This window comes from Streptomyces sp. NBC_00887 (assembly GCF_045207585.1).
Genome location: NZ_CP108788.1, coordinates 6,167,926 through 6,189,915 on the forward strand (window position 1 = coordinate 6,167,926; position 21,990 = coordinate 6,189,915).

The window sequence follows — 21,990 nt, forward strand, 5'->3', positions numbered from 1 at the left end:
GGGCGCCCTCCTCCATGTCTGTGCCCGCCCCGAAGGGTCAGGGACCGTTGCCGCCGCCGCGCGTGCCACCGTCGTTTCCGCCGATGATGTCCGGCGGGAAGGTGATGCCGCCGATCGGGTCGTCGGTTCCCGGCTTGTCGTCGTCGTCCTCGCGGTCCCGGCCCTTGTCCCTGTCCTTGTCCTTGTCCTCCTTCGGCTTGGCACGCGGCACCGAGATCGGGTTGAAGGACGGGGTCTCCGACGCGCTCAGCGCACCGGTCATCGCGATCTTCCAGATGGGACCGGGAAGACAGCCGCCGCAGACCTTGTCGTAGTACTGACCACCGATGGTGATGTTGTACATCTTGGTGGTCTTCTCGCCGATGTCGTCGCCGACCCACACCGCCGTCGAGAGGTTCGGGGTGTAGCCGACGAACCAGGCGTCCAGGCGGTCGTTGGTCGTACCCGTCTTGCCGGCGTTGTCGCGGTCGGTGAGACCGGCCAGCGTGCCGGTGCCGTCCTCGACCACGCCCTTGAGCATCTGGCTGATGGTGTCCGCCGTCGGCTCACTCATCGCCCGGGAGCACTCGGACTTCGGTACGTCGATCTTCTTGCCGTCGGGGTCGATGATCGCCTCGATGGCGATCGGCGAGCAGTACTTGCCCCGGTTGGCGAACGTGGCGTACACGGAGGCCATCGACAGCGGGGTGCTCACCTCGCCGCCGAGGGTGATCGAGGCGTGCTCCTCGATCTCCTTGCCGTCGCCCCGCTCGTAGCCGACCTTCTTGGCCATCTCGACCGTCTCGCACAGACCGGCCTTCTGCTCCAGCAGGGCGAAGTAGGTGTTGATGGACTTGCCGAGCGCACCCGTCATGTCCCAGGAGCCCTTCTCGGACTCCATCTCGTTCTGCAGGTCCCAGTTGCCGCCGCCGGCGGGGGCACCCGAGCAGGTGCGGTACGAGTCCTGCGGCAGCGAGAGCTTCCAGTCGGTGGAGAAGCTCTGAGCGGGGCTGATGCCCTTCTCCAGAGCCGCTGCGGCGGTGATCGGCTTGAAGGTCGAACCGACCTGGAAGCCGTAGGTGCTGCCGCCCATCTTGTTGCTGACGCCGAGGTTGAGCATCGTCTGGTGCTTCTTCTGGTCCAGGCCGTACGGGCGCGACTGGGCCATCGAGAGGATCTTGCCGCTGCCGGGCTGGACCTGCACCACCGAGGCGGCGACCTTGTCGTCCTTGTTCACCTTCGAGGTCGCTGCCTCGTTGGCGGCCCGCTGCGCCTTCGGGTCGAGTGTGGTCTTGACCGTCAGACCACCGAGGTTCCAGAGCTTGGCCCGCTCCTCGCCGGTCTTCCCGAAGGCGGGGTCGTTGAGGACGATCTGGCGCACGTAGTTGCAGAAGAAGCCGGAACCGGCGACGGCCGTGATGCAGCCGTTCTTCGGCTTGCTGACGTTCAGCTTGATCGGGTTGGCGATGGCCTTGTCGGCTTCGTCCGGCGAGATGTCCCCGACGGCCGCCATGCGCTGCAGGACGATGTTGCGACGCTTGGTCGCTTCCTCGGTGTCGTTGACCGGGTCGTACCGGGTCGGCGACTGGACGAGACCGGCGAGCAGCGCGGCCTCCTCCACCTTCAGGTCCTTCGCGTGCTTGGAGAAGTACCGCTGGGAGGCGGCCTCGACGCCGTAGGCCTGCTGCCCGAAGAAGGTGATGTTGAGATAGTTCTCCAGGATCTTCTTCTTGCCGAGCTCTTCCTCGACCTGGATCGCGTACTTCAGCTCACGGACCTTGCGGCCCAGGGTCTGCTGGGTTGCCTGCGCGACCTTGTCCGGGTCGTCGCCCGCCTCCTCGACGAAGACGTTCTTCACGTACTGCTGGGTGAGGGTCGAGGCGCCCTGCGCGGCACCGCCGGCCTGCACGTTGCGGTTCATCGCACGCAGGATGCCCTTGAGGTCGACGGCCCCGTGCTCGTAGAAGCGCGAGTCCTCGATCGCGATGATCGCGTCCTGCATGTACGGGGAGATGTCCTTGAGCGGGACGACGGTCCGGTCGCGGGAGTAGTCGGTCGCGATGAGACCGCCCTCGCTGTCCAGGATCGTGGTCCGCTGGCTCAGCGGCGGAGTCTTGAGGTTGGAGGGGATCTCGTCGAATCCCTCGACCGTCCCCTTGGCTGCGAGGCCCAGCGCTCCGGCGGCCGGCAGAGCGATGCCTGCCAGCACAGCTCCGGACAGCGCGGCGACACCGAGGAACTTGGCGGCCTGCTGGGTCGTGGTGAGACCCCCGCCTGAGCGCTTCTTTGGCATGAGGGCAGCCTAATCCGAAGTTGGCGGCGTTCCGCGGGGGCGGGGGGTCCTCGGAGCGTTCGAGTACCAGACCGTGACATCCGTGCGTGGCCGCAAGCCGAGGCCCCGACGTGGATGGGTGCGCGGCAGTGGCGCCCGGGGTGGTAGTCGGCACGTGGGTTCCGGACGGACGTCCGACGCCGGCCCGGTCCCGGCGTCGCGTGAGGTGACGGTGGCTGCCTGACCAGTGGAGACGCCTTGCCCGTCGCGAGGGGAGCAACCGATCATTCGCCCATGAGACCCGAAGTGCGTGCGTTCGTCGCCGACGGCCCTGCCCGACCGGGACGCGAGCGAGGAAGAGATCGACAGACGCGACCGGCCGCTTCGTTCGATTGCCGGGCCGGTCACGGGAGAGGAAGCGAAGGCCCTCGTCCCCTGTTTTCGGACCGGACGACTGCTACGGCGTCGCCTGGACGCTCCTGCACCTCATCGAGACGGGGCCCGCCCCGGTTCTGGCCACTGCACCAGGACCGGACGCCAACGAGTGGCACCAGCGGCTCTACGACCGCGCCGTGTTCGGAGGGCTCATCCCGCGGACCTGACAGCACAGCAACGTGCGCTGTCTACGTTCTCATTCGCCGGACACGCATACAGGCCTTGGCCTAAGCTGCTCTCAACTGTCACAGCAGTCCGGTTTTGCAGCAACCCCCCTGCACGGCCCAGCGCAACTCAGCCACATGCCGAGGCGTTCCCGAATTCGCCTCGTGTGTCACCGAATGTCCGTTGCGATTTGGGTTTACTGTCCCAGTTCTTCCGGGATGGTCCCGTATGTCCTCACCTCACTCCCCTGGGTGATCTGCCGCGTACGCATAGTCCGTTCGGGCCATTCAAGATTGGGCCCGAAGGGGGTGTTGTGCTGTCGCCTGCTTCCGTAACGTCCTCAACTGGCAGCGGTGAATATGCCGCTACCGCCGTGGGGGAGCCTCGATTCGGGAGAGGACGGCGCCGGCATGGGCTGGGTAACCGACTGGAGTGCGCAGGCAGCCTGCCGCACTACCGATCCGGATGAACTGTTCGTACAAGGGGCAGCGCAGAACAGGGCCAAGGCGGTGTGCACCGGTTGCCCGGTGCGGACCGAGTGCCTGGCTGATGCGCTGGACAATCGCGTCGAATTCGGCGTATGGGGCGGAATGACGGAGCGGGAGCGCCGCGCACTGCTGCGCCGACGGCCCACAGTCACGTCCTGGCGTCGTCTGCTGGAGACCGCACGCAGTGAGTACGAGCGGTCCACGGGCTTGCTGCCCGCGGCGGTCGGCCTGGAGGACGACGAACTGCACGAGACGTACGCAGCCGTCGGGTAGACCCGTGCGCGGGGCGGCCCCGTGAGGGGAGCCCGGCGGCGGTCCTACGCAGCTCCGGCCGGAGCGGGAACGGAACCGGCCGCGAGCCGTTCCCCGATGGTCCGAAGGCCTGAGAGGTCGTGCACATCACCAGGCAGTGCGGCCACCTCGGCCATCGGGACCTCGGGGTGCAGCGCGGTGAAGTGGTCGCGTGTGTGCTGTTCGCGCGCGACGACCTGCATCCGCTCAGCATGCAGTCGCAACAGACCTGCGGTCAGCTGCTCGACGGAAACGGTGTCGGCGATGGAGGCGTCGTCCTCCTCCGTGTGCTCGGGCTCCTTGGACTGGGCATGCGGCTTCGCGCCATGCTGCTTCTGGTCGTGCGGCTCCTGCGGCTTTTGGTCGTGCGGCTCCTGATCGTGCGACGTGGGCTCGTTCCGCTCGGGGGAGAGCGGTGACTCGGAGGCTTCGGGAGAGGTGACAGCCGCCGGGCCCGCCAGGTCACAAAGGCCAGCCTTCCCGGCCGTCTGATCCACAATGCCGACGCCATCAAGATTTTCCGCGGCGGCCAGAGCCCGCTCCGCGGAGAGCCGCGCGGCCTCGCTGCCGTGCACCCGGTTGAGCACCAGACCGGCCAGCGGCATCTCCTCCGCGGCCAGCCGTTCCACGAAGTACGCGGCCTCGCGCAGCGCGTCCCGCTCGGGCGTCGCCACGACGAGGAACGCCGTGCCGGGGGCCTGGAGCAGCTTGTACGTGGCATCGGCTCGGGTACGGAATCCGCCGAACATGGAGTCCATCGCCGCGACGAAGGTCTGGACGTCCCGGAGGAACTGTCCGCCGAGCAGCTTGCCGAGCGTCCCCGTCATCATCGACATGCCGACATTGAGAAACTTCATCCCGGCCCGCCCGCCGATCTTCGCGGGGGCGATCAGCAGCCGGATGAACTTTCCGTCCAGGAACGAGCCGAGACGTTTCGGCGCGTCCAGGAAGTCCAGTGCGGACCGGGACGGCGGGGTGTCGACGACGATCAGGTCCCACTCGTCGCGCGCCCTCAGCTGCCCGAGCTTCTCCATCGCCATGTACTCCTGCGTGCCCGCGAAACCGGCCGACAGGGACTGGTAGAAGGGGTTCTCCAGGATCGCGCGGGCCCGCTCGGCGTCCGTGTGCGCCTCGACGGTCTCGTCGAAGGTGCGCTTCATGTCGAGCATCATGGCGTGCAGTTCGCCGTCCCCGCCGATGCCCTCGACCCGGCGCGGGATGTTGTCGAGCTGGTCGATGCCCATGGACTGGGCGAGCCGACGGGCCGGGTCGATGGTGAGGACGACGACCTTGCGTCCGCGCTCGGCCGCCCGTACACCGAGCGCCGCGGCGGTCGTCGTCTTGCCGACGCCGCCCGAGCCGCAGCACACGACGATCCGGATGCCCGGGTCGTCAAGGAGCGCGTCGGTGTCCAGCCCCGGTGCGATGTCCGTGCCAAGCGTCATGAACCCACCCCTTGTCCGGGGCGCCGCGCGCCCCTTGCGGGCCCCTGCCCCGCAGCGTCCACCGACTCGTCGCCCACACCCTGTTTACGGAATTCCGCCGCCAGTTCGTACAGCGCGGAGGGGCTCACCCCTTCGCCCATCAGTGGCAGTTCGGCGGTGGGGAGCCCCAGCCCGGCAAGCACCGCGCGTTGTTCGCGCTCCAGGCCCACCCGCTGGGCGTGCTCGGCGGCCTGTGCGACCAGTGGCCGTACGAGCCCGGCGGAACCGGTCACGCCCGCCCTGGTCAGCGTCTTCGCGATCTCCTTGCGGCGGCCCCCCGACGCAGTGCGCAGCGCGTCCTCGTCCAGCAGGTGGGGGCGCACCATGTTCACCACGACCCGCCCCACGGGCAGTTCGGCGGCCCGGAGCTCCGCGATGCCGTCCGCGGTCTCCTGGACCGGCATCTCCTCCAGGAGCGTCACCAGGTGGACGGCGGTCTCGGGAGACTTCAGGACCCGCATCACGGCCTGCGCCTGATTGTGTATCGGACCGATCCGCGCCAGCCCCGCCACCTCGTCGTTCACGTTGAGGAAGCGGGTGATGCGGCCCGTGGGCGGCGCGTCCATGATCACGTAGTCGTAGATGTACCTGCCCTGCTTGTCCTTGCGGCGCACGGCCTCACAGGCCTTACCGGTCAGCAGGACGTCCCGGACGCCGGGCGCGATGGTGGTGGCGAAGTCGATCGCACCGAGCTTCTTCAGCGCCCGGCCGGCACCGCCCAGCTTGTAGAACATCTGGAGGTAGTCGAGCAGGGCCCGCTCGGCGTCGATCGCCAGCGCATGGACCTCCCCGCCGCCGGGCGCCACGGCGATCTTGCGTTCCTCGTACGGGAGGGCCTCGGACTCGAAGAGCTGGGCGATGCCCTGTCTGCCCTCGACCTCGACGAGGAGGGTGCGCCTGCCCTCGGTCGCGAGGGCGAGCGCGAGTGCGGCGGCGACCGTGGTCTTACCGGTCCCGCCCTTGCCGCTGACGACCTGGAACCTGCTCACGTCTTCGAGCCTAACCAGTCGGCAGGCAGGCTACGCACGAGGCCGCCTGTGCCAGGCATTACAGTCGGCTCATGACCAAGTGGGAATACGCGACCGTGCCCCTTCTCGTGCACGCGACCAAGCAGATTCTGGACACCTGGGGCGAGGACGGCTGGGAGCTGGTCCAGGTCGTTCCCGGCCCGAACAACCCCGAGCAGCTCGTGGCCTACCTGAAGCGGGAGAAGCCGTAGTGGCGGGCGCCGTCGAGGCGAAACTCGCCGAGCTCGGCCTGACGCTCCCGGGCGTCGTCCCGCCGCTGGCCTCGTACCAGCCGGCCGTGCAGTCCGGGGTGTACGTGTACACCTCCGGCCAGCTGCCGATGGTGGACGGCAAACTCGCGGTGACCGGCAAGGTCGGCGCCGAGGTGACGCCGGACGAGGCCAAGGAGCTTGCGAAGACCTGTGCGCTCAACGCCCTCGCGGCCGTGAAGTCCGTCGCCGGGGACCTGGACCGGATCGCCCGGGTCGTGAAGGTCGTCGGCTTCGTCGCCTCGGCCAGCGACTTCACCGGGCAGCCGGGCGTGGTCAACGGCGCGAGTGAGCTGTTGGGCGCGGTCCTGGGCGACAAGGGAGTGCATGCGCGGAGCGCCGTGGGCGTCGCCGTACTGCCCCTGGACGCACCGGTGGAGATCGAGGTCCAGGTCGAGCTCGTCGAGGCCTGAGCCGCACCCTCACCGTCCCTGGCATCCCGCCCGGTCCCTGTGACCGGGCGGGATGCTGCGTGTAAGGGGCAGTTACGGAGCCGGGGAGCCCTCGAACATCGGCGCGGTTCCGGATAGCCTCCGGCCATGCCCAATGGTCAGTGGTACCCACCGGAATGGCCCGCACGGATCAGGGCCCTCGCCAGCGGCGACCTGACGGCCGTGGACCCCAGGCGTGCGGCCACCGTGATGCTGCTGCGGGACGGCCCGCCCGGGACGGCCACCGCCGGTCCGGCCGTCCACATGCTGCGCCGGCGTACGTCCATGGCCTTTGCCGGGGGTGCGTACGCCTATCCGGGTGGCGGGGTCGACCCGCGCGACGACGACCACCTCGTGGCATGGGCGGGACCGTCCCTGGAGCACTGGGCCGAACGGCTGGGCGTGGAGACGGTCACCGAGGCGCAGGCCGTCGTCTGTGCGGCGGTGCGCGAGACGTACGAGGAGGCGGGCGTCCTGCTGGCAGGGCCCACCGCCGACACCGTCGTGAGCGACACCACGGGTGCCGACTGGGAGGCCGACCGCGAGGCACTGGTGGCCCGTGAGCTGTCGTTCGCCGCCTTCCTCGACCGGCGGGGGCTGGTCCTGCGCTCCGACCTGTTGGGCGCGTGGGCGCGCTGGATCACCCCGGAGTTCGAACCGCGCCGGTACGACACCTGGTTCTTCGTGGCCGCGCTCCCGGAGGGCCAGCGCACCCGGAACGCGTCCACCGAGGCCGACCGGACGGTGTGGATCCGTCCGGGCGAGGCCGCCGACGGCTACGACAAGGGCGAACTGCTGATGATGCCGCCGACCGTGGCCACGCTGCGGGCGCTGAGACCGTACGGGACGGCCGCAGAGGCGCTGAAGGCAGCGGATTCCCAGGACCTGACTCCTGTGCTCGCACAGGCCCGTATGGAGGGTGACGCGTTGGTGCTGAGCTGGCCGGGGCACGAGGAGTTCACCAAACTCATCCCGACCGGCGACGCCGGAGGCGATTCCGCATGAGCGACGCGGCAGCGCTGCCCGGACAGCCCCGCGGCGGCGTCCTCTCCGGGCCCGCCACCGCCCGTACGATCAACGTCCTCGCGCCGAACGCATCGGCGATGACTCTGGACGGAACCAACACCTGGGTCGTCGCGGAGCCGGATTCCGACCTCGCGGTCGTCATCGACCCGGGTCCCCTCGACGAGGAACATCTACGGGCCGTCATCGACACCGCGGAGAAGTCCGGGCGGCGCGTCGGCCTCACGCTGCTCACGCACGGCCATCCCGACCACGCCGAGGGTGCGGCACGCTTCGCCGAGCTCACCCGTACCAAGGTGCGGGCCCTGGACGCGGCGCTGCGCCTGGGCGACGAAGGGCTGACGGCGGGCGACGTGATCACCACCGGTGGGCTCGAACTCCGGGTCGTGCCCACCCCGGGGCACACCGCGGACTCGCTCTCCTTCCACCTGCCCGCCGACCGTGCGGTGCTGACGGGCGACACGATTCTCGGGCGTGGCACGACAGTCGTCGCGCACCCGGACGGCCGGCTCGGCGACTACCTCGACACGCTGCGGAGACTGCGCTCGCTGACGGTCGACGACGGCGTGCACACGGTGCTCCCGGGACACGGCCCTGTGCTGGAGGACGCCCAGGGGGCGGTCGAGTTCTACCTCGCTCACAGGGCACACCGGCTGGCCCAGGTGGAGACGGCCGTGGAAGCGGGTCACCGGACACCGGCGGAGGTGGTGGCGGCGGTGTACGCGGACGTGGACCGTTCCCTGTGGCCAGCCGCGGAGCTGTCGGTGCTTGCCCAGCTGGAGTACCTGGGGGAACACGGGCTTATCTGAGGGGCGCTCGTTCAGGTCGCGTTAGGTTGTGTGTGTGAACCAGGACAACCCGGAGCCCCTCAGCGAGATCCGCATCGCCGAAGAGCGGGTTGTCTACGAGAACAGTTACGGGCGGCTCTACGACGACAAGGTGGTCTTCGAGCCGCGAGGCGTACGGGGCACGTACGTGCGCTGGCAGTGGCGGGCCCCGTACTCGGTCGCGGTGCTTCCCATCATCGGCGGGCGTCACGCGCTCCTGGTGGAGGTCTACCGGCACTCCGCGCGCGCAGTGTCGGCCGAGGCGGTCATGGGGTTCGGGGACGCAGAGCTGGACCCTGAGGCCGTGGCCGGCAAGGAGCTTGCCCAGGAACTCGGCCTCGTTGTGCCCGGGGAGCTGTGGCCGACTGGGGTGGTGCATCCGGACCCGGCGTTCGCGGCACACCCCCACCACTGCTTCATCGCGTGGCTGGACGACACTGAGGGTGGGGTGAGCCCGGCCCCCGAGCCGTCCGAGGTCATCGTCGGGACGCGTTCGGTCGATCTGCTCACCGCCCGGCCGGACTTTCAGGACCATGTACGGGACGCGGTGACCCTTGTGTTGCTGCACCAAGCCAGGGACTACATCCTCGGGAGGGCCGAAGCGCGTGATCGACTCGGTGGGGCAGCTTTATGCGACGGAGGCCGACCCGGACGGCCGGCTGGCCCCTGACACAGGCGAACCGGAGAGTTCCTTATGGCAGTTGAGGGGTTACCTGATACGCCACGCGCTGTTCCGTGGACCGTTGCTCGTCGGCGACTCGCAGATCAACAACAACCCTCACCTCAGAGAGCTGCTCTGGCCCGACAGGGAACGGAATTTTCCCGTCCTCCGCGATCTGTCTGTGCTGCTCGAGGACGGGCATCTGACGCCGGTCGTGCGCCAGGGGCGTGCGTCCCTCACGGAGATCCACGCCCTCCAGCGGGAGCGGGGGGTCGAAGGTCTCCCTCCGGCCGGATACGTGGAGTACCTCGACGCCAACCGGCATGATTTCGGGCGTGGATACGATGTGGGGCTGCTCGCTCAGCAGTTCCGTACCCAACTGCTACTCCAGTTCTCGCCGGCCAACGTCCACTGCGCGCTCGCGCCACGCGAGCGCGCGCTCGTGACCAAGTGGATCAGTGACCAAGAGGTGGTGTACTTCGACGGGCTGCGGGCGTGGGCGACCCTGAGTCGCGACGAGGGAGCGCTTAGCCAGGCTGACTGGGACGCGATCGATGACACGGCGGCGGTCTGCTACCGCTACAACGTGCCGCTGGCGCTAGGTCTCGCGACCGACTATCCGCAGGCGCGAGACCTGCGTTGGGGAATGATCGACCTGCCGCTGGGCGGGGGACTCCCGAGGCAGAGGGAGGGAGATCACGATCGGGCATCCGAGAACTTCGAGCTTCCCTTCCTGGCACTGAGCCTGGACCGGTGCGCGAGGATCCCGGCTCGGCTTGTGACGCTCCTGAAGGGTGAGCCCGCGCACTACCGTCTCCGCAAGGCCGTTTCTGCGTACGAGGCCGGGCAGCCGATCGACAGTGCCGGGCTGGCCGGAGAGTTCGAGGGCTTCATCCGTCTCGTAGGGGAGCTGCTGCGCGAGGAGGGGCACGTCGAGGCGGCGGATACCCGGAACACACGTATGGTCCTGCGCGTCGAGCGGGGCGCGGCGCTAGGCCGGTTCACGCTGCTGCCCACGCTCGACGGCCGCCGGTCCGCCGATGGCCAGGGCTACGGGAGTACGGCCTACGGGACGACGTCGGCGGCGATGGCGTCGAGTGAGTCCCTGGGGGTCTTCCAGGGCTTGACGGCCGCCCGCCACGCCCCGCCGGCTCAGTCCGGGAGTTCCTGAGGCCGGAACAGGGGCCCGTACAGCGCCCCCTGGCTCTCTTCGTCGAGCAGTTGCGCCAGGGGTACGCAGAGGGCGTCCGGCTGCCCGGCGGGGGCGGTGCGCACAAGCGCAGCCAGGGACGCGAGGGTCTCCGGGTGCTCTGCCCCGAGCGTGCGCCGGAAGATGGAGACCGCGCTCAGCAGGTGCTCGACTGCCTCCCGGTGCCGTTCGTGTTCGGGCAGGAGGGCTCCGAGCACGCTGCGGGCGGCTGCCTCGTAAGGGTGGTGGTTGCCGAGGGCCGCACGCCCGTTGACGCAGTCGTGCACCACGATCTCGCACAGCGAGACCGCCTGGGTACGGGCCTGGAGCCGTACATGATCCGAATCGAGCAGAGCCTGGTCGCACAGGGAGAGTGAGGCGCCGAGCAGGCCCAGAGCGAGGGTGACCGGGTGGTGCTGCCGCTTCGCCCGGCTCCTCTCCCACAGCCCCAACGCCACTTCGCGCTGCGCCCGCGCCTCCTTGCGATCGCCCGCGTGCACTGCAAGGTAGGTGAGCTGCTCGGCGGTGGTCGCGCGCAGCAGTGCGGTGTACCGATGCCCGTCGCCAAAGACCGTCTCGAAGTCTCTCCGCAGCGCCACGTACTCACCCGGGCCCGGCGGCTGCGCACCCGACAGCACCGCTCTGACCCGCACCAATTCGAGCTCCGTCCGGAGCCGCGCGGGGTGCTGGGGCCCGAAGACGCCGCGTACCACGGGCAGTAATCGGCCAAGTGCGTCGTACGCAGTGTGGGAATGCCCCCGCTCCGCCATCGAGCGGGCCCAGCCGAGCCTGGCGAGCAACTGGTCCGGCCTGCTCTCGTCGCCGGGGGAGCCGAGCAGCACCGTCTCGTAGCCGCACACGGCGTTCCGGTGGTTCCCGAGTTCCGCCTCCCGGTCGGCAAGCCGTCGCATCGTGAGCAGGGTGAAGGGCGCTTCGGGGCCGAGCTCCTCGCGTGCCGCACGCAGTAGATCCGAGGTGAGCTGCCGCGCCTTGCGCAGCAGACCAGCCTCCGCAGCCCAGTACGCGGCCGCCTGGCGCGCGGCCCAGAGTCCGGGGCCTTCGGGGCAGCGCCGCGTGAGTTCGTCCGCCAGCTCCACTGCGCCCTCGGGGTCGTCGTTCCTGCCCGCCGTGCGCATCCGCTCGACGAGCTGGTGGGCGGCCGACCCGACATTGCCCCAGAACACGGTCGGTAGGACGCCGGGGAAGCCGTACGGCAGCCCGAGAGCGTCGCCCTCCCAGGTGGCGTCCTGGCTCTCCAGCCGCAGCTCGCTCCCGGGGCCCACCGCGGCCCAGCGCCGATGCCACCACCCGCGATCGTTCCAGCTGGCGGGAAGCACGGCACCCGCCGTTTCGATCGCGCGGACGCAGACGACGACGAACGTTTCGAGCTGCCGCTCGCTCCCGGAGCCTGCGAGGAACCGGCTGAAGGTCGGCTTGGAGTAGGGCAGCAATTCAGGGTGGGCGAGGGCTGCTTTCACGGATCCGGCGGCGAGTTGCTCGAAGCTGAGCCGGCTCAGCTTTCTGAGTGTGCGGAGGTCTCGCAGGAGCGCGCTGTACGAGTCGTAAGCCGGAGGTGGCGTGGGCGGGCTGAGACGTCTCACTTCGTTCCCTCCTGGTTCAAATGATCAAGAAATGAGGGGAGTTGCGGATTTAGTCGTACCAAGGAGGTGATGGCTCATGAGGGCAAATTGGGCAGAAGAGATCGGACGGGTACTGAGTGAGGGGCTGCGCAGCTGGCGCGCTACGGCGCGGCTGAGTGTGGTGGCGACGGTGGTTGTGGTGGATTCGTCGCTGATGGAGTGGTTGTTGGGCCTCTGAGAACGCACGGAAGGGCCCTCGATCCGGGTTCACCGGATCGAGGGCCCTTCCGTATGCCTTTATGTCACCGGATCAACGCGAACGCTTCGCCAGCCGCTCCACGTCCAGCAGGATCACGGCACGTGCCTCGAGGCGCAGCCAGCCGCGGCCCGCGAAGTCCGCGAGTGCCTTGTTGACCGTCTCGCGGGAGGCGCCGACCAGCTGGGCCAGCTCTTCCTGGGTCAGGTCGTGTACGACGTGAATGCCCTCCTCCGACTGGACGCCGAAACGGCGCGACAGGTCGAGGAGCGCGCGGGCGACACGGCCCGGCACATCGGAGAAGACCAGGTCGGACATCTGGTCGTTGGTCTTGCGCAGCCTGCGGGCGACGGCGCGCAGCAGCGCGGTGGCCACCTCGGGGCGCGCGTTCAGCCAGGGCTGGAGGTCGCCGTGGCCGAGGCCGAGCAGCTTGACCTCGGTGAGCGCGGTCGCCGTGGCGGTGCGCGGGCCCGGGTCGAAGAGCGACAGCTCTCCGATCAGCTCGCCGGGGCCGAGGACGGCCAGCATGTTCTCGCGTCCGTCGGGGGAGGTGCGGTGGAGCTTCACCTTGCCCTCGGTGACCACATACAGGCGGTCGCCCGGGTCGCCCTCGTGGAACAGCGCGTCACCGCGCGCGAGGGTCACCTCACTCATCGAGGCGCGGAGCTCCGCGGCCTGCTCATCATCGAGCGCCGCGAAAAGCGGGGCGCGCCGCAGAACGTCGTCCACGAGTTCTCTCCTTGTCGGCCTGTTCAGGGAACCGTGGTCCCCATGATGCCGGACGGTAAAACAGTGCGATCAATCACAAACTAGTTTGACGCACGGGCGTGCCGGACCCTACGGCAGGGGGCCGATTGGGCGTGGATGGCCGGTGACCGGGGCGGATGTCGGTGCCTGGCTCTAGGCTGGCCGAGTGTCCGGAAAGCCGGTGAGAGCGCAGGCCAAGGGGGCTGATGGGGTGTCGGAGGACAAGAATTCCGCTGTGGGCGAACAGCCCGTGCGGGGTCGGAAAAATGCCGTAAAACGCCCGACCGGGGCGTCGTCGGCAGCGAAGAGGACGGCGAAACCGGAATCGCACCTCGCGATGGTCCGCCGTGCCCGCAGGATCAACCGCGAACTGGCCGAGCTCTATCCGTACGCCCATCCCGAGCTGGATTTCCGCAACCCCTTCGAGCTCCTGGTGGCCACGGTGCTCTCCGCCCAGACCACCGACCTGAGGGTCAACCAGACGACTCCCGCACTCTTCGCCGCCTGTCCGACGCCCGAGGACATGGCTGCCGCCGCACCCGAGGAGCTCGAGGAGATCATTCGGCCGACCGGCTTCTTCCGCGCCAAGGCGCGGTCCCTGATCGGCCTTTCGGCGGCCCTCAGGGACGACTTCGGCGGCGAGGTCCCCGGCCGCCTCGCCGATCTCGTGAAGCTGCCCGGCGTCGGCCGCAAGACGGCCAACGTCGTCCTCGGCAACGCCTTCGGGGTACCGGGCATCACGGTCGACACCCACTTCGGCCGACTGGTCCGCCGCTGGAAGTGGACGGAGCAGGAGGACCCGGAGAAGGTCGAGGCGGAGATCGCGGCGATCTTCCCGAAGGGCGAGTGGACGATGCTCTCGCACCGCGTGGTCTTCCACGGCCGCCGCATCTGCCACTCCCGCAAGCCCGCCTGCGGCGCCTGTCCGATCGCCCCGCTCTGTCCCTCGTACGGTGAGGGCGAGACCGACCCGGAGAAGGCCAGGAAGCTCCTCAAGTACGAGATGGGCGGATATCCCGGCCAGCGCCTCAGCCCGCCCCCGGACTACCCGGGCATGCCCGCGCCACCCCTGGGAGCCGGGTGACGGTCACCGTCCCCGCAGGCGTGCCCCGGCCGCACGCGGAACGAAATGGCCGACGACAGGCGTTGCAACGACGGGGGTGCCCATGACGCACGCACAGAGCACACGGGCCGCACGGAACGCGGCCACGACACAGGCGGCCACGACGCGGACGGACGCGTCGCAGACAGGTGCGCCCCACGACAGCGCGGTCACCGTCACCACTGAAGGGCTGCCCGGCTGGCTGGACCCCGTCGCGAGCGCGGCGCGGAGCGTCCAGGCCCAGCAGCTCAGCCGGTTTCTGCCGCCCGAGAGCGGAGCCGGCCGCCAGTCGGCCGTCCTGATCCTCTTCGGGGAGGGAGAGCGCGGCCCCGAGCTGCTCCTGATGGAGCGCTCCGGATCCTTGCGCTCCCATCCAGGCCAGCCGTCCTTCCCCGGGGGCTCCCTCGACCCGGAGGACGGCGACCAGGCGACCACAGGCCCTCTCAGGGCGGCGCTGCGGGAGGCCGAGGAGGAGACGGGCCTCGATCCGAGCGGTGTCCAGATCTTCGGTGTCCTGCCCCGTCTCTACATTCCGGTGAGCAGCTTCGTGGTCACGCCCGTCCTCGGCTGGTGGCGGACGCCGAGCCCCGTCGGCGTGGTCGACCCGGCAGAGACCGCCCGCGTCTTCACCGTCCCCGTGGCGGATCTCACGGATCCGGCCAACCGGGCCACGGCCGTGCATCCGAGCGGCCACCGAGGTCCGGCATTTCTGGTCGAATCAGCCCTGGTCTGGGGATTCACAGCCGGTGTGATCGACCGGATTCTGCACTACGCGGGGTGGGAACGCCCCTGGGACAGGGCCAAGCAGGTGCCGCTCGACTGGCGCGCATGACAGGCTGACTCCCGTGCTGCGCTGTTCCGGGCCTGGCCCGGACCCCGTCGAACCGGACGGGCCAGGTGACGAATCTGCGAGGCTATAGACGGTGAATGTGCTGGACATCCTGCTGCTGCTCGGCGCCGTGTGGTTCGCGGTCATCGGATACCGCCAGGGTTTCGTCGTCGGCATTCTGTCCGTGATCGGCTTTCTGGGCGGCGGTCTCGTCGCCGTCTACCTGCTGCCGGTCATCTGGGACCAGGTGACCGACGGGTCGGAAGTCTCCTCCACAGCTGCCATCGTCGCGGTCGTGATCGTGATCGTGTGCGCCTCTGTCGGACAGGCGTTCACCACCCACCTCGGCAACAAGCTCCGCCGGTACATCACGTGGTCGCCCGCGCGCGCCCTGGACGCCACGGGCGGCTCGCTGGTCAACGTGGTGGCCATGCTGCTGGTCGCCTGGCTGATCGGCTCCGCACTCGCAGGCACGTCACTGCCGACCCTGGGCAAGGAGGTCCGCAGTTCCTCGGTCCTGCTCGGAGTCTCCCGGGTGATGCCCGACGAGGCCTCCAACTGGTTCACGGACTTCTCCTCGGTCCTGGCCCAGAACGGCTTCCCGCAGGTCTTCAGTCCCTTCGCCAATGAGCCGATCACCGAGGTCAAGGCCCCGGACCCGGCGCTTGCGGGCAGCCCCGTCGCCGCCCGCGCCAAGAAGTCCATCGTCAAGGTCGTCGGCACGGCGCCGGGCTGCGCCAAGGTCCTGGAGGGCACCGGCTTCGTCTTCTCGAACCGCCGCGTGATGACCAACGCCCATGTGGTCGGGGGCGTGGACGAGCCGACCGTGCAGATCGGCGGCGAAGGCCGGCTGTACGACGCGAAGGTCGTTCTCTACGACTGGCAGCGCGACATCGCCGTACTGGACGTCCCGGACCTCGACGCGGAGCCGCTGCGCTTCACCGACACCCGGAGCGACGCGGAGAGCGGCGACGACGCCATCGTCGCCGGCTTCCCGGAGAACGGCGCCTACGACGTACGCTCCGCCCGTATCCGGGGCCGCATCGACGCCGACGGCCCGGACATCTACCACCGGGGCACCGTGCGGCGCGATGTGTACTCCCTGTTCGCGACCGTGCGTCAGGGCAACTCCGGCGGCCCGCTGCTCACTCCTGACGGCAAGGTCTACGGAGTGGTGTTCGCCAAATCGCTCGACGACCCGGACACGGGCTACGCGCTGACGGCCGACGAGATCCGCGACGACATCGAGCTCGGCAAGGCTGCCAATCAGCAGGTCGACAGTCAGAGCTGCGCGCTCTGACCAGGAAGTGACGCGACACCCGGCGCGTCCGCGAGGCAGGCGCGCCGGGTACGTCGTCAGGCACAGCCCGCCCGGCGTCTACGCCGCGGTGCGTCGGACGAGTGCTGTGTCATCCACGGGGATGCCGCAGCCGCGCCGAGACCCAACGGGCCCGGCGATGCAGAATGCGCGGAATGCCCAGCCGGAGATCATGGAAATCACTCACATCGTGCACCCGGCTCGGAGAGCCGCCCCCCTCATGAGCGCTCGGACCAGCAGGAGCGGTCGAGCGGCGGTTGCGTGCTGCGTCACTGAAGTCGCGCGTCCAGCCCATACCCCGACGTCTGCCCGTGACCCAAGGTCGGTAATCGCGTGGGAGTCAGCCAATTGGCTTATGCGGCAGGCAATTGGCTGTTCGTCGTACACGTGTGCCCGTCGGCTACCGGTCGGGCTCGGGATCCTTGAGCCAGTTGATGAGTTCGGTCGAGAACGCGACCGGATCCTCCTCGTGGGGGAAGTGCCCCAGACCGTCGAAAAGTCGCCAACGGTACGGCGCTTCGACGTACTCGCCGGATCCCGCGGAGCTACGTGTACGGATCGCCGGATCGAGTGAACCGTGCAGGTGCAGCGTCGGTACGCGCACAGGGCGCTTCATCCGCCGGTTGAACTGGACGCCGTCCGGACGGGCCAGTGAACGCACCATCCAGCGGTAGGGCTCGATCGCGCAGTGAGCCGTCGAAGGGATGCACATGGCGCGGCGGTAGACGTCCACCGTCTTGTCGTCGGGAAAGTCCGGGGTCCGCGGACCGGACCAGTCACGGATCAGCCGTGCGACCAACGCCGCTTCGTCCGCGACGAGCTGACGCTCCGGCACCCACGGCCGCTGGAAACCCCAGATGTGCGAGCCGGCCTTGGACTGCGCGAAGTCGGAGAGCATCGAGGACCGCCACCGGCGCGGATGCGGCATCGACGACACCACGAGACGTCGTACGAGCTTGGGACGCATCACCGCGGCCGTCCAGGCGAGATAGCCGCCCATGTCATGTCCGACCAGCGCCGCGTCCGGCTCGCCGAGCGAGCGGATCACACCGGTCACGTCGAGTGCCAGGTTGGCCGGGTCGTAGCCCCGGGGCGTACGGTCGCTGCCGCCCACCCCGCGCAGGTCCATCGCGACCGCCCGGTAACCGGCGTCGGCGAGCGCTGTCAGTTGATGGCGCCACGTCCACCAGAACTGCGGGAAGCCGTGCAGCAGCAGCACGAGCGGCCCGTCGCCGAGCTCGGCGATATGGAAGCGTGCACCGTTGGCCGCCACATCGCGGTGGGTCCAGGGACCGTCGAGACGTACGGGACCGCCGGAACCGGCAGCCGGTCCCAACGGCCCCACTGGGCCGTATGGGCCGGATGCGCTGAAATCGGGGTCGGTCATGTCGACGAGCGTGCCACAGCGGTCGCCCCGTCCTGGACCGGGCGGCTCTCGATGGCCTTGTCCGCGAGCGTGCTGCCCGGCGCCCGGCCGATCGCACCGACGGGTTCGACGGGACGGGGATGCGGCTTGACGCCCTGCAGGACCGCCGCGGTCTGCTTGGCCGAAGCGATGGACTTCTCCGGCGGCTTGACCTTCTTGAACTTGGCGAGGCCGAAGAGGGCGAGAAGGATCCCCAGCAGAATGAACGCGCCGCCCACGATCAGGAACGACCAGGCGAGCCCCAGCCCCAGATTGTGGATCCCGTAGGCCGCCGCGAAGCTGAGCACGGGGATCGCGAACAGGATCAGCACGCCCGTGACGATGAACGCCACGCTGCCGATCACGCCCCGCTTGACGTCCTGACGTACCTCGGCCTTGGCCAGGGCGATCTCGTCGTGCACCAGCGCGGACATCTCGGCCGTCGCGGAAGCGAACAGCTGTCCGAGACTACGGTCGGTGCTGCCCGCGTAGTTGCCGGGGTCGCTCATCCCTGACTTCCTCTCCTCTTCAGTACATCCGATGTCAGATCATGCCGGACTGTCCGGCTTGCTGCTCGCTGCCCCCGCCTGTTCGGCAAGGCGACGGTGCTCGGCGGCCTTCCTCTCGTGGATCGCAGCCATCCGCAGGTGGTACTCGGGGTCCTCCTGCTCGTAGATGTCGGGCACTCCCGATTCGTCCTCGTCGAGCTCCTCAGCCTCGTACAGGGCCCTGTATCTGCGTACCCGGACTTTCAGCAGTACACCGGAGAGTACGGCGGCAATGAGGGAACCGAGGAGGACCGCGGCCTTGACCTCGTTGATCATGTCCTCGTCGCCTGCGAAGGCGAGCTCCCCGATGAGCAGCGAGACGGTGAAGCCGATCCCGGCGAGCGCGGCGACGGCGAGCACATCCGCCCAGGCCAGGTCCTTGTTCAGCTCCGCCTTGGTGAAGCGGGCGACGAGCCAGGTGCCGCCGAAGATGCCGATCGTCTTGCCGACGACCAGACCGAGGACCACGCCGAGCGTTTCGGGCCGGGTGAACACACCTGCCAGGGCATCGCCCTTGAGGGTGACACCGGCCGAGAACAGTGCGAACACCGGCACGGCGAACCCGGCGGAAAGGGGGCGCACCAGGTGCTCGATGTGTTCGCCGGGGGACTGCGACTCGCCTTCGCGCTTGGTGCAACGGAGCATGAGGCCCATGGCGACACCGGCGATCGTGGCGTGGATGCCGCTGTTGTACATCAGCCCCCAGATCACCAGGGCGAGCGGCAGGTAGACATACCAGCCCCGGACTTCCACGCGCTGGAGGATGTAGAAGACGGCCAGACCGGCGAAGGCCCCCGCGAGGGCGAGGAAGTCGATGTTCTCGGTGAAGAAGATCGCGATGATCAGGATCGCGAACAGGTCGTCGACCACGGCGAGCGTGAGCAGGAACGCGCGCAGAGCCGCCGGCAGTGTGGTGCCGATGACCGCGAGCACCGCCAGTGCGAACGCGATGTCGGTGGCGGTGGGCACCGCCCAGCCGGCGGTGGAGCCTCTCCCGAACACGGCGGCCAGGGTGTAGACGATGGCGGGAACGGCCATGCCGCACAGCGCGGCGGCCACGGGCAGGGCCGCTGCCCGTGGGTCGCGCAGTTCGCCCGCGACCAGTTCGCGCTTGAGTTCCACGCCGGCGACGAAGAAGAAGATGGCGAGGAGTCCGTCGGCCGCCCAGTGGGACACGGAGAGATCGAGCCCCAGCGATTCGGGGCCGAAGTGGAAGTCGCTGACGGCCTCGTAGCTGGAACCGAGGGTGTTCGCCCAGATCAGCGCGCTGACGGCGGCTACCAGCAGGATGACGCCGCCGACCGTCTCGGCTCGCAAGGCCTCGGCGACGTAGTTCCTCTCGGGTAGGGAGAGGCGGCCGAGCAGCGTACGGCGGGGGGACGGGGGTACAGGCGCGGCCACGAGGGGAGACCTCCGGGTCGGGTACGGCAGCGATGGCATGGCAGATGCACGTGCCGACCAGACTTCCCGGCGCCCCTGTGAAGATTTGATATGAGGTTGTCGACCTGCTCCATTGACGAAGGGGTCGCGGTCGTCACTGTACCCGGGGCGCCGATGGACGTATCCAGTGCTCGTCGTCCATCGACGTCCATCGAAGCGCATCTTCGCCCCTGGACGCGCGAAGGGGCACCCGGCGCGTTGCCGGATGCCCCTCGGAGCCGTACGAAAGAACCGGACCGGCTCAGTCCTCCGTGGACGCCGTCGGCAGTTGTGTCTGGATGAGGTCCATGACCGAGGAGTCGGTGAGCGTGGTGACATCGCCGAGCTCACGGTTCTCGGCGACGTCTCGCAGGAGCCGGCGCATGATCTTGCCGGAGCGGGTCTTCGGCAGCTCGGCGACCGGCAGGACCCGCTTGGGCTTGGCGATCGGGCCGAGCGTGGTGCCGACGTGGTTGCGCAGTTCGGCGACGAGCTTCTCGGAAGCGGTGGCCGTGCCGCGCAGGATCACGAACGCGACGATGGCCTGCCCGGTCGTCTCGTCGTTGGCGCCGACCACGGCCGCTTCGGCGACCGAGGGGTGCGACACGAGAGCCGACTCGACCTCGGTGGTCGAGATGTTGTGCCCGGACACGAGCATCACGTCATCGACCCGGCCGAGCAGCCAGATGTCACCGTCGTCATCCTTCTTGGCACCGTCGCCCGCGAAGTACTTGCCCTCGAAGCGTGACCAGTAGGTGTCGATGAAGCGCTGGTCGTCGCCCCAGATGGTGCGGAGCATCGACGGCCACGGCTCGGTGAGGACGAGGTAGCCGCCCCCGCCGTCCGGTACCTCGCGGGCCTCGTCGTCGACGACGGTGGCCGAGATGCCGGGCAGCGCGCGCTGGGCGGAGCCGGGCTTGGTCGCCGTGACCCCGGGAAGCGGCGAGATCATCATCGCGCCGGTCTCGGTCTGCCACCAGGTGTCCACGATCGGACAGGCGTCGGCACCGATGTGCTTGCGGTACCACATCCACGCCTCGGGGTTGATCGGTTCACCGACCGAACCGAGGACACGCAGCGACGACAGGTCGAACTTGGCGGGGATGTCGTCCCCCCACTTCATGAACGTACGGATCGCGGTCGGCGCGGTGTAGAGGATCGTGACGCCGTACTTCTGGACGATCTCCCAGAAGCGCCCCTGGTGCGGGGTGTCGGGCGTGCCCTCGTACATGACCTGGGTCGCACCGTTGGCCAGCGGGCCGTAGACGATGTACGAGTGTCCGGTGACCCAGCCGATGTCGGCGGTGCACCAGTACACATCCGTCTCGGGCTTGAGGTCGAAGACCGCGTGGTGCGTGTACGCCGCCTGCGTGAGGTATCCGCCCGAGGTGTGCAGGATCCCCTTCGGCTTACCCGTCGTACCCGAGGTGTAGAGGATGAAGAGCGGGTGCTCCGCCTCGAAGGCGTCGGGGGTGTGCTCGACGGACTGCCGGCCGGTGATCTCGTGCCACCAGACGTCCCGGCCCTCGGTCCAGGCGGTGTCCTGCCCGGTGCGGCGGACCACGAGGACGTGCTCGACGCTGTCGAAACGGGAGACGGCGTCGTCCACGGCGGGCTTGAGCGCGGTCGGCTTCCCACGGCGGTAGCCACCGTCGGCGGTGATGACGACCTTGGCGTCCGCATCCTGGATGCGGGCCGCGATGGCGTCGGCGGAGAAACCGCCGAAGACGACCGAGTGGGCTGCGCCGATGCGGGCGCAGGCCAGCATCGCGACGGCTGCCTCGGGGATCATCGGCAGATAGACGGCGACCCGGTCGCCCTTGCCGACACCGAGTTCGGTGAGGGCGTTGGCGGCGCGGGAGACCTCGTCCTTCAGCTCCGCGTAGGTGATCGCACGCGTGTCTCCGGGCTCGCCCTCGAAGTGGATGGCGACCCGGTCGCCGTTGCCTGCTTCGACGTGGCGGTCCACGCAGTTGTACGCGACGTTGAGCTTGCCGTCCGCGAACCACTTCGCGAAGGGCGGGTTGCTCCAGTCGAGCGTTTCGGTCGGCTCGGTGGCCCAGGTCAGGCGGCGGGCCTGCTCGGCCCAGAAGCCCAGCCGGTCCGCATCGGCCTGCTCGTACGCCTCCACTGTCACGTTGGCGTTCGCGGCCAGATCGGCAGGCGGTTCGAACCGCCGCTCCTCCTTGAGCAGATTGGCCAGGCTTTCGTTGCTCACGACATCTCCCATTCCCAGGGTGTCCGTTGTGTCCGGGGGACAGCTCA

The 21,990-nt window shown here is 69.0% G+C and carries 20 protein-coding genes; 10 read left to right on the top strand and 10 right to left on the bottom strand.

Translation table 11 applies throughout. The features are described from left to right. Nucleotides 1–37: 37 nt before the first annotated feature. Nucleotides 38–2,272, bottom strand: coding sequence for a transglycosylase domain-containing protein (locus OG844_RS28290; RefSeq protein ID WP_406394065.1), 2,235 nt, complete (start codon nucleotides 2,270–2,272; stop codon nucleotides 38–40). A 989-nt stretch (nucleotides 2,273–3,261) separates the two neighbouring features. Between OG844_RS28290 and OG844_RS28295 the strand changes: the two genes are divergently transcribed. Next, nucleotides 3,262–3,612 carry a WhiB family transcriptional regulator gene (locus OG844_RS28295; RefSeq protein ID WP_329209618.1) on the top strand — a complete coding sequence of 117 codons (351 nt, stop codon included), beginning with the start codon at nucleotides 3,262–3,264 and terminating at the stop codon, nucleotides 3,610–3,612. 44 nt (nucleotides 3,613–3,656) lie between these two features. Here the strand turns inward: OG844_RS28295 and OG844_RS28300 are convergent, their stop codons facing one another. Continuing rightward, nucleotides 3,657–5,075 (bottom strand): ArsA family ATPase, encoded by a 1,419-nt coding sequence (locus OG844_RS28300; protein ID WP_406394066.1) that lies wholly within the window; start codon nucleotides 5,073–5,075, stop codon nucleotides 3,657–3,659. After that, the gene (locus OG844_RS28305) at nucleotides 5,072–6,103 is read right to left on the bottom strand and encodes an ArsA family ATPase (protein WP_406394068.1); all 1,032 of its coding nucleotides are present in this window, start codon (nucleotides 6,101–6,103) and stop codon (nucleotides 5,072–5,074) included. The genes OG844_RS28300 and OG844_RS28305 overlap by 4 nt, the downstream gene beginning before the upstream one ends. Nucleotides 6,104–6,174: 71 nt before the next feature. Here OG844_RS28305 and OG844_RS28310 point away from each other — a divergent pair, with 71 nt between their 5' ends. From OG844_RS28310 to OG844_RS28335, 6 genes are all read left to right on the top strand, one after another. Next, nucleotides 6,175–6,333 (top strand): DUF4177 domain-containing protein, encoded by a 159-nt coding sequence (locus OG844_RS28310; RefSeq protein WP_019992579.1) that lies wholly within the window; start codon nucleotides 6,175–6,177, stop codon nucleotides 6,331–6,333. Further along, nucleotides 6,333–6,803 carry a RidA family protein gene (locus OG844_RS28315; RefSeq protein WP_329209624.1) on the top strand — a complete coding sequence of 157 codons (471 nt, stop codon included), beginning with the start codon at nucleotides 6,333–6,335 and terminating at the stop codon, nucleotides 6,801–6,803. Before OG844_RS28310 ends, OG844_RS28315 begins: the two co-directional genes overlap by 1 nt. 126 nt (nucleotides 6,804–6,929) lie before the next feature. After that, nucleotides 6,930–7,826, top strand: a complete 897-nt coding sequence (locus OG844_RS28320) for an NUDIX hydrolase (RefSeq protein ID WP_406394069.1) — start codon at nucleotides 6,930–6,932, stop codon at nucleotides 7,824–7,826. Beyond that, nucleotides 7,823–8,653: an MBL fold metallo-hydrolase gene (locus tag OG844_RS28325; RefSeq protein ID WP_406394071.1), complete on the top strand. Its 831-nt coding sequence runs from the start codon at nucleotides 7,823–7,825 to the stop codon at nucleotides 8,651–8,653. Before OG844_RS28320 ends, OG844_RS28325 begins: the two co-directional genes overlap by 4 nt. A 34-nt stretch (nucleotides 8,654–8,687) precedes the next feature. After that, entirely contained in the window at nucleotides 8,688–9,341 is a 654-nt protein-coding gene (locus tag OG844_RS28330) for an NUDIX hydrolase (RefSeq protein ID WP_406394072.1), read from the top strand. Then, nucleotides 9,277–10,503, top strand: coding sequence for a hypothetical protein (locus OG844_RS28335; RefSeq protein WP_406394073.1), 1,227 nt, complete (start codon nucleotides 9,277–9,279; stop codon nucleotides 10,501–10,503). The genes OG844_RS28330 and OG844_RS28335 overlap by 65 nt, the downstream gene beginning before the upstream one ends. Here the strand turns inward: OG844_RS28335 and OG844_RS28340 are convergent. Together OG844_RS28340 and OG844_RS28345 are read right to left on the bottom strand one after the other, a co-directional pair. Beyond that, nucleotides 10,485–12,122 carry a hypothetical protein gene (locus OG844_RS28340; protein WP_406394074.1) on the bottom strand — a complete coding sequence of 546 codons (1,638 nt, stop codon included), beginning with the start codon at nucleotides 12,120–12,122 and terminating at the stop codon, nucleotides 10,485–10,487. The genes OG844_RS28335 and OG844_RS28340 overlap by 19 nt on opposite strands. A gap of 289 nt (nucleotides 12,123–12,411) precedes the next feature. Next, nucleotides 12,412–13,086, bottom strand: a complete 675-nt coding sequence (locus OG844_RS28345; protein ID WP_014046869.1) for a Crp/Fnr family transcriptional regulator — start codon at nucleotides 13,084–13,086, stop codon at nucleotides 12,412–12,414. Between the two features lie 253 nt (nucleotides 13,087–13,339). Between OG844_RS28345 and nth the strand changes: the two genes are divergently transcribed. The 3 genes from nth (at nucleotide 13,340) to OG844_RS28360 (ending at nucleotide 16,335) form a co-directional block, all read left to right on the top strand. Then, a complete protein-coding gene (gene nth / locus OG844_RS28350) occupies nucleotides 13,340–14,188 on the top strand; it encodes an endonuclease III (RefSeq protein ID WP_406394075.1) in 849 nt (282 codons plus the stop codon). A gap of 82 nt (nucleotides 14,189–14,270) precedes the next feature. Further along, the gene (locus OG844_RS28355; protein ID WP_383805911.1) at nucleotides 14,271–15,038 is read left to right on the top strand and encodes an NUDIX hydrolase; all 768 of its coding nucleotides are present in this window, start codon (nucleotides 14,271–14,273) and stop codon (nucleotides 15,036–15,038) included. Nucleotides 15,039–15,129: 91 nt separating this feature from the next. After that, nucleotides 15,130–16,335: a MarP family serine protease gene (locus OG844_RS28360; protein ID WP_406394076.1), complete on the top strand. Its 1,206-nt coding sequence runs from the start codon at nucleotides 15,130–15,132 to the stop codon at nucleotides 16,333–16,335. A 109-nt stretch (nucleotides 16,336–16,444) separates the two neighbouring features. On the opposite strand, the gene OG844_RS28365 is transcribed toward OG844_RS28360, so the two are convergent. The 5 genes from OG844_RS28365 to acs all read right to left on the bottom strand — a co-directional run bounded on the left by OG844_RS28365 (nucleotide 16,445) and on the right by acs (nucleotide 21,955). Next, on the bottom strand, nucleotides 16,445–16,648 hold the full coding sequence (locus OG844_RS28365; protein WP_406394077.1) for a hypothetical protein: 204 nt from the start codon (nucleotides 16,646–16,648) through the stop codon (nucleotides 16,445–16,447). 105 nt (nucleotides 16,649–16,753) lie between these two features. After that, the gene (locus tag OG844_RS28370) at nucleotides 16,754–17,740 is read right to left on the bottom strand and encodes an alpha/beta fold hydrolase (protein ID WP_406394078.1); all 987 of its coding nucleotides are present in this window, start codon (nucleotides 17,738–17,740) and stop codon (nucleotides 16,754–16,756) included. Next, nucleotides 17,737–18,267: a phage holin family protein gene (locus tag OG844_RS28375; RefSeq protein ID WP_406394080.1), complete on the bottom strand. Its 531-nt coding sequence runs from the start codon at nucleotides 18,265–18,267 to the stop codon at nucleotides 17,737–17,739. Before OG844_RS28375 ends, OG844_RS28370 begins: the two co-directional genes overlap by 4 nt. Before the next feature lie 39 nt (nucleotides 18,268–18,306). Next, nucleotides 18,307–19,746 carry a Na+/H+ antiporter NhaA gene (gene nhaA, locus OG844_RS28380; RefSeq protein ID WP_406394082.1) on the bottom strand — a complete coding sequence of 480 codons (1,440 nt, stop codon included), beginning with the start codon at nucleotides 19,744–19,746 and terminating at the stop codon, nucleotides 18,307–18,309. A gap of 241 nt (nucleotides 19,747–19,987) precedes the next feature. Continuing rightward, the gene (gene acs / locus OG844_RS28385; RefSeq protein ID WP_406394084.1) at nucleotides 19,988–21,955 is read right to left on the bottom strand and encodes an acetate--CoA ligase; all 1,968 of its coding nucleotides are present in this window, start codon (nucleotides 21,953–21,955) and stop codon (nucleotides 19,988–19,990) included. Nucleotides 21,956–21,990 lie beyond the last annotated feature (35 nt).

Bases quoted from the DNA above. Each gene is read 5' to 3' on its own strand.
- OG844_RS28295 (WP_329209618.1), top strand. From the start codon at position 3,262: ATGGGCTGGGTAACCGACTGGAGTGCGCAGGCAGCCTGCCGCACTACC.
- OG844_RS28320 (WP_406394069.1), top strand. From the start codon at position 6,930: ATGCCCAATGGTCAGTGGTACCCACCGGAATGGCCCGCACGGATCAGG.
- nhaA (WP_406394082.1), bottom strand. From the start codon at position 19,746: ATGCCATCGCTGCCGTACCCGACCCGGAGGTCTCCCCTCGTGGCCGCG.
- acs (WP_406394084.1), bottom strand. From the start codon at position 21,955: ATGGGAGATGTCGTGAGCAACGAAAGCCTGGCCAATCTGCTCAAGGAG.
- OG844_RS28300 (WP_406394066.1), bottom strand. From the start codon at position 5,075: ATGACGCTTGGCACGGACATCGCACCGGGGCTGGACACCGACGCGCTC.
- OG844_RS28355 (WP_383805911.1), top strand. From the start codon at position 14,271: ATGACGCACGCACAGAGCACACGGGCCGCACGGAACGCGGCCACGACA.
- OG844_RS28375 (WP_406394080.1), bottom strand. From the start codon at position 18,267: ATGAGCGACCCCGGCAACTACGCGGGCAGCACCGACCGTAGTCTCGGA.
- OG844_RS28370 (WP_406394078.1), bottom strand. From the start codon at position 17,740: ATGACCGACCCCGATTTCAGCGCATCCGGCCCATACGGCCCAGTGGGG.
- OG844_RS28310 (WP_019992579.1), top strand. From the start codon at position 6,175: ATGACCAAGTGGGAATACGCGACCGTGCCCCTTCTCGTGCACGCGACC.
- OG844_RS28365 (WP_406394077.1), bottom strand. From the start codon at position 16,648: ATGGGCTGGACGCGCGACTTCAGTGACGCAGCACGCAACCGCCGCTCG.
- OG844_RS28325 (WP_406394071.1), top strand. From the start codon at position 7,823: ATGAGCGACGCGGCAGCGCTGCCCGGACAGCCCCGCGGCGGCGTCCTC.
- OG844_RS28290 (WP_406394065.1), bottom strand. From the start codon at position 2,272: ATGCCAAAGAAGCGCTCAGGCGGGGGTCTCACCACGACCCAGCAGGCC.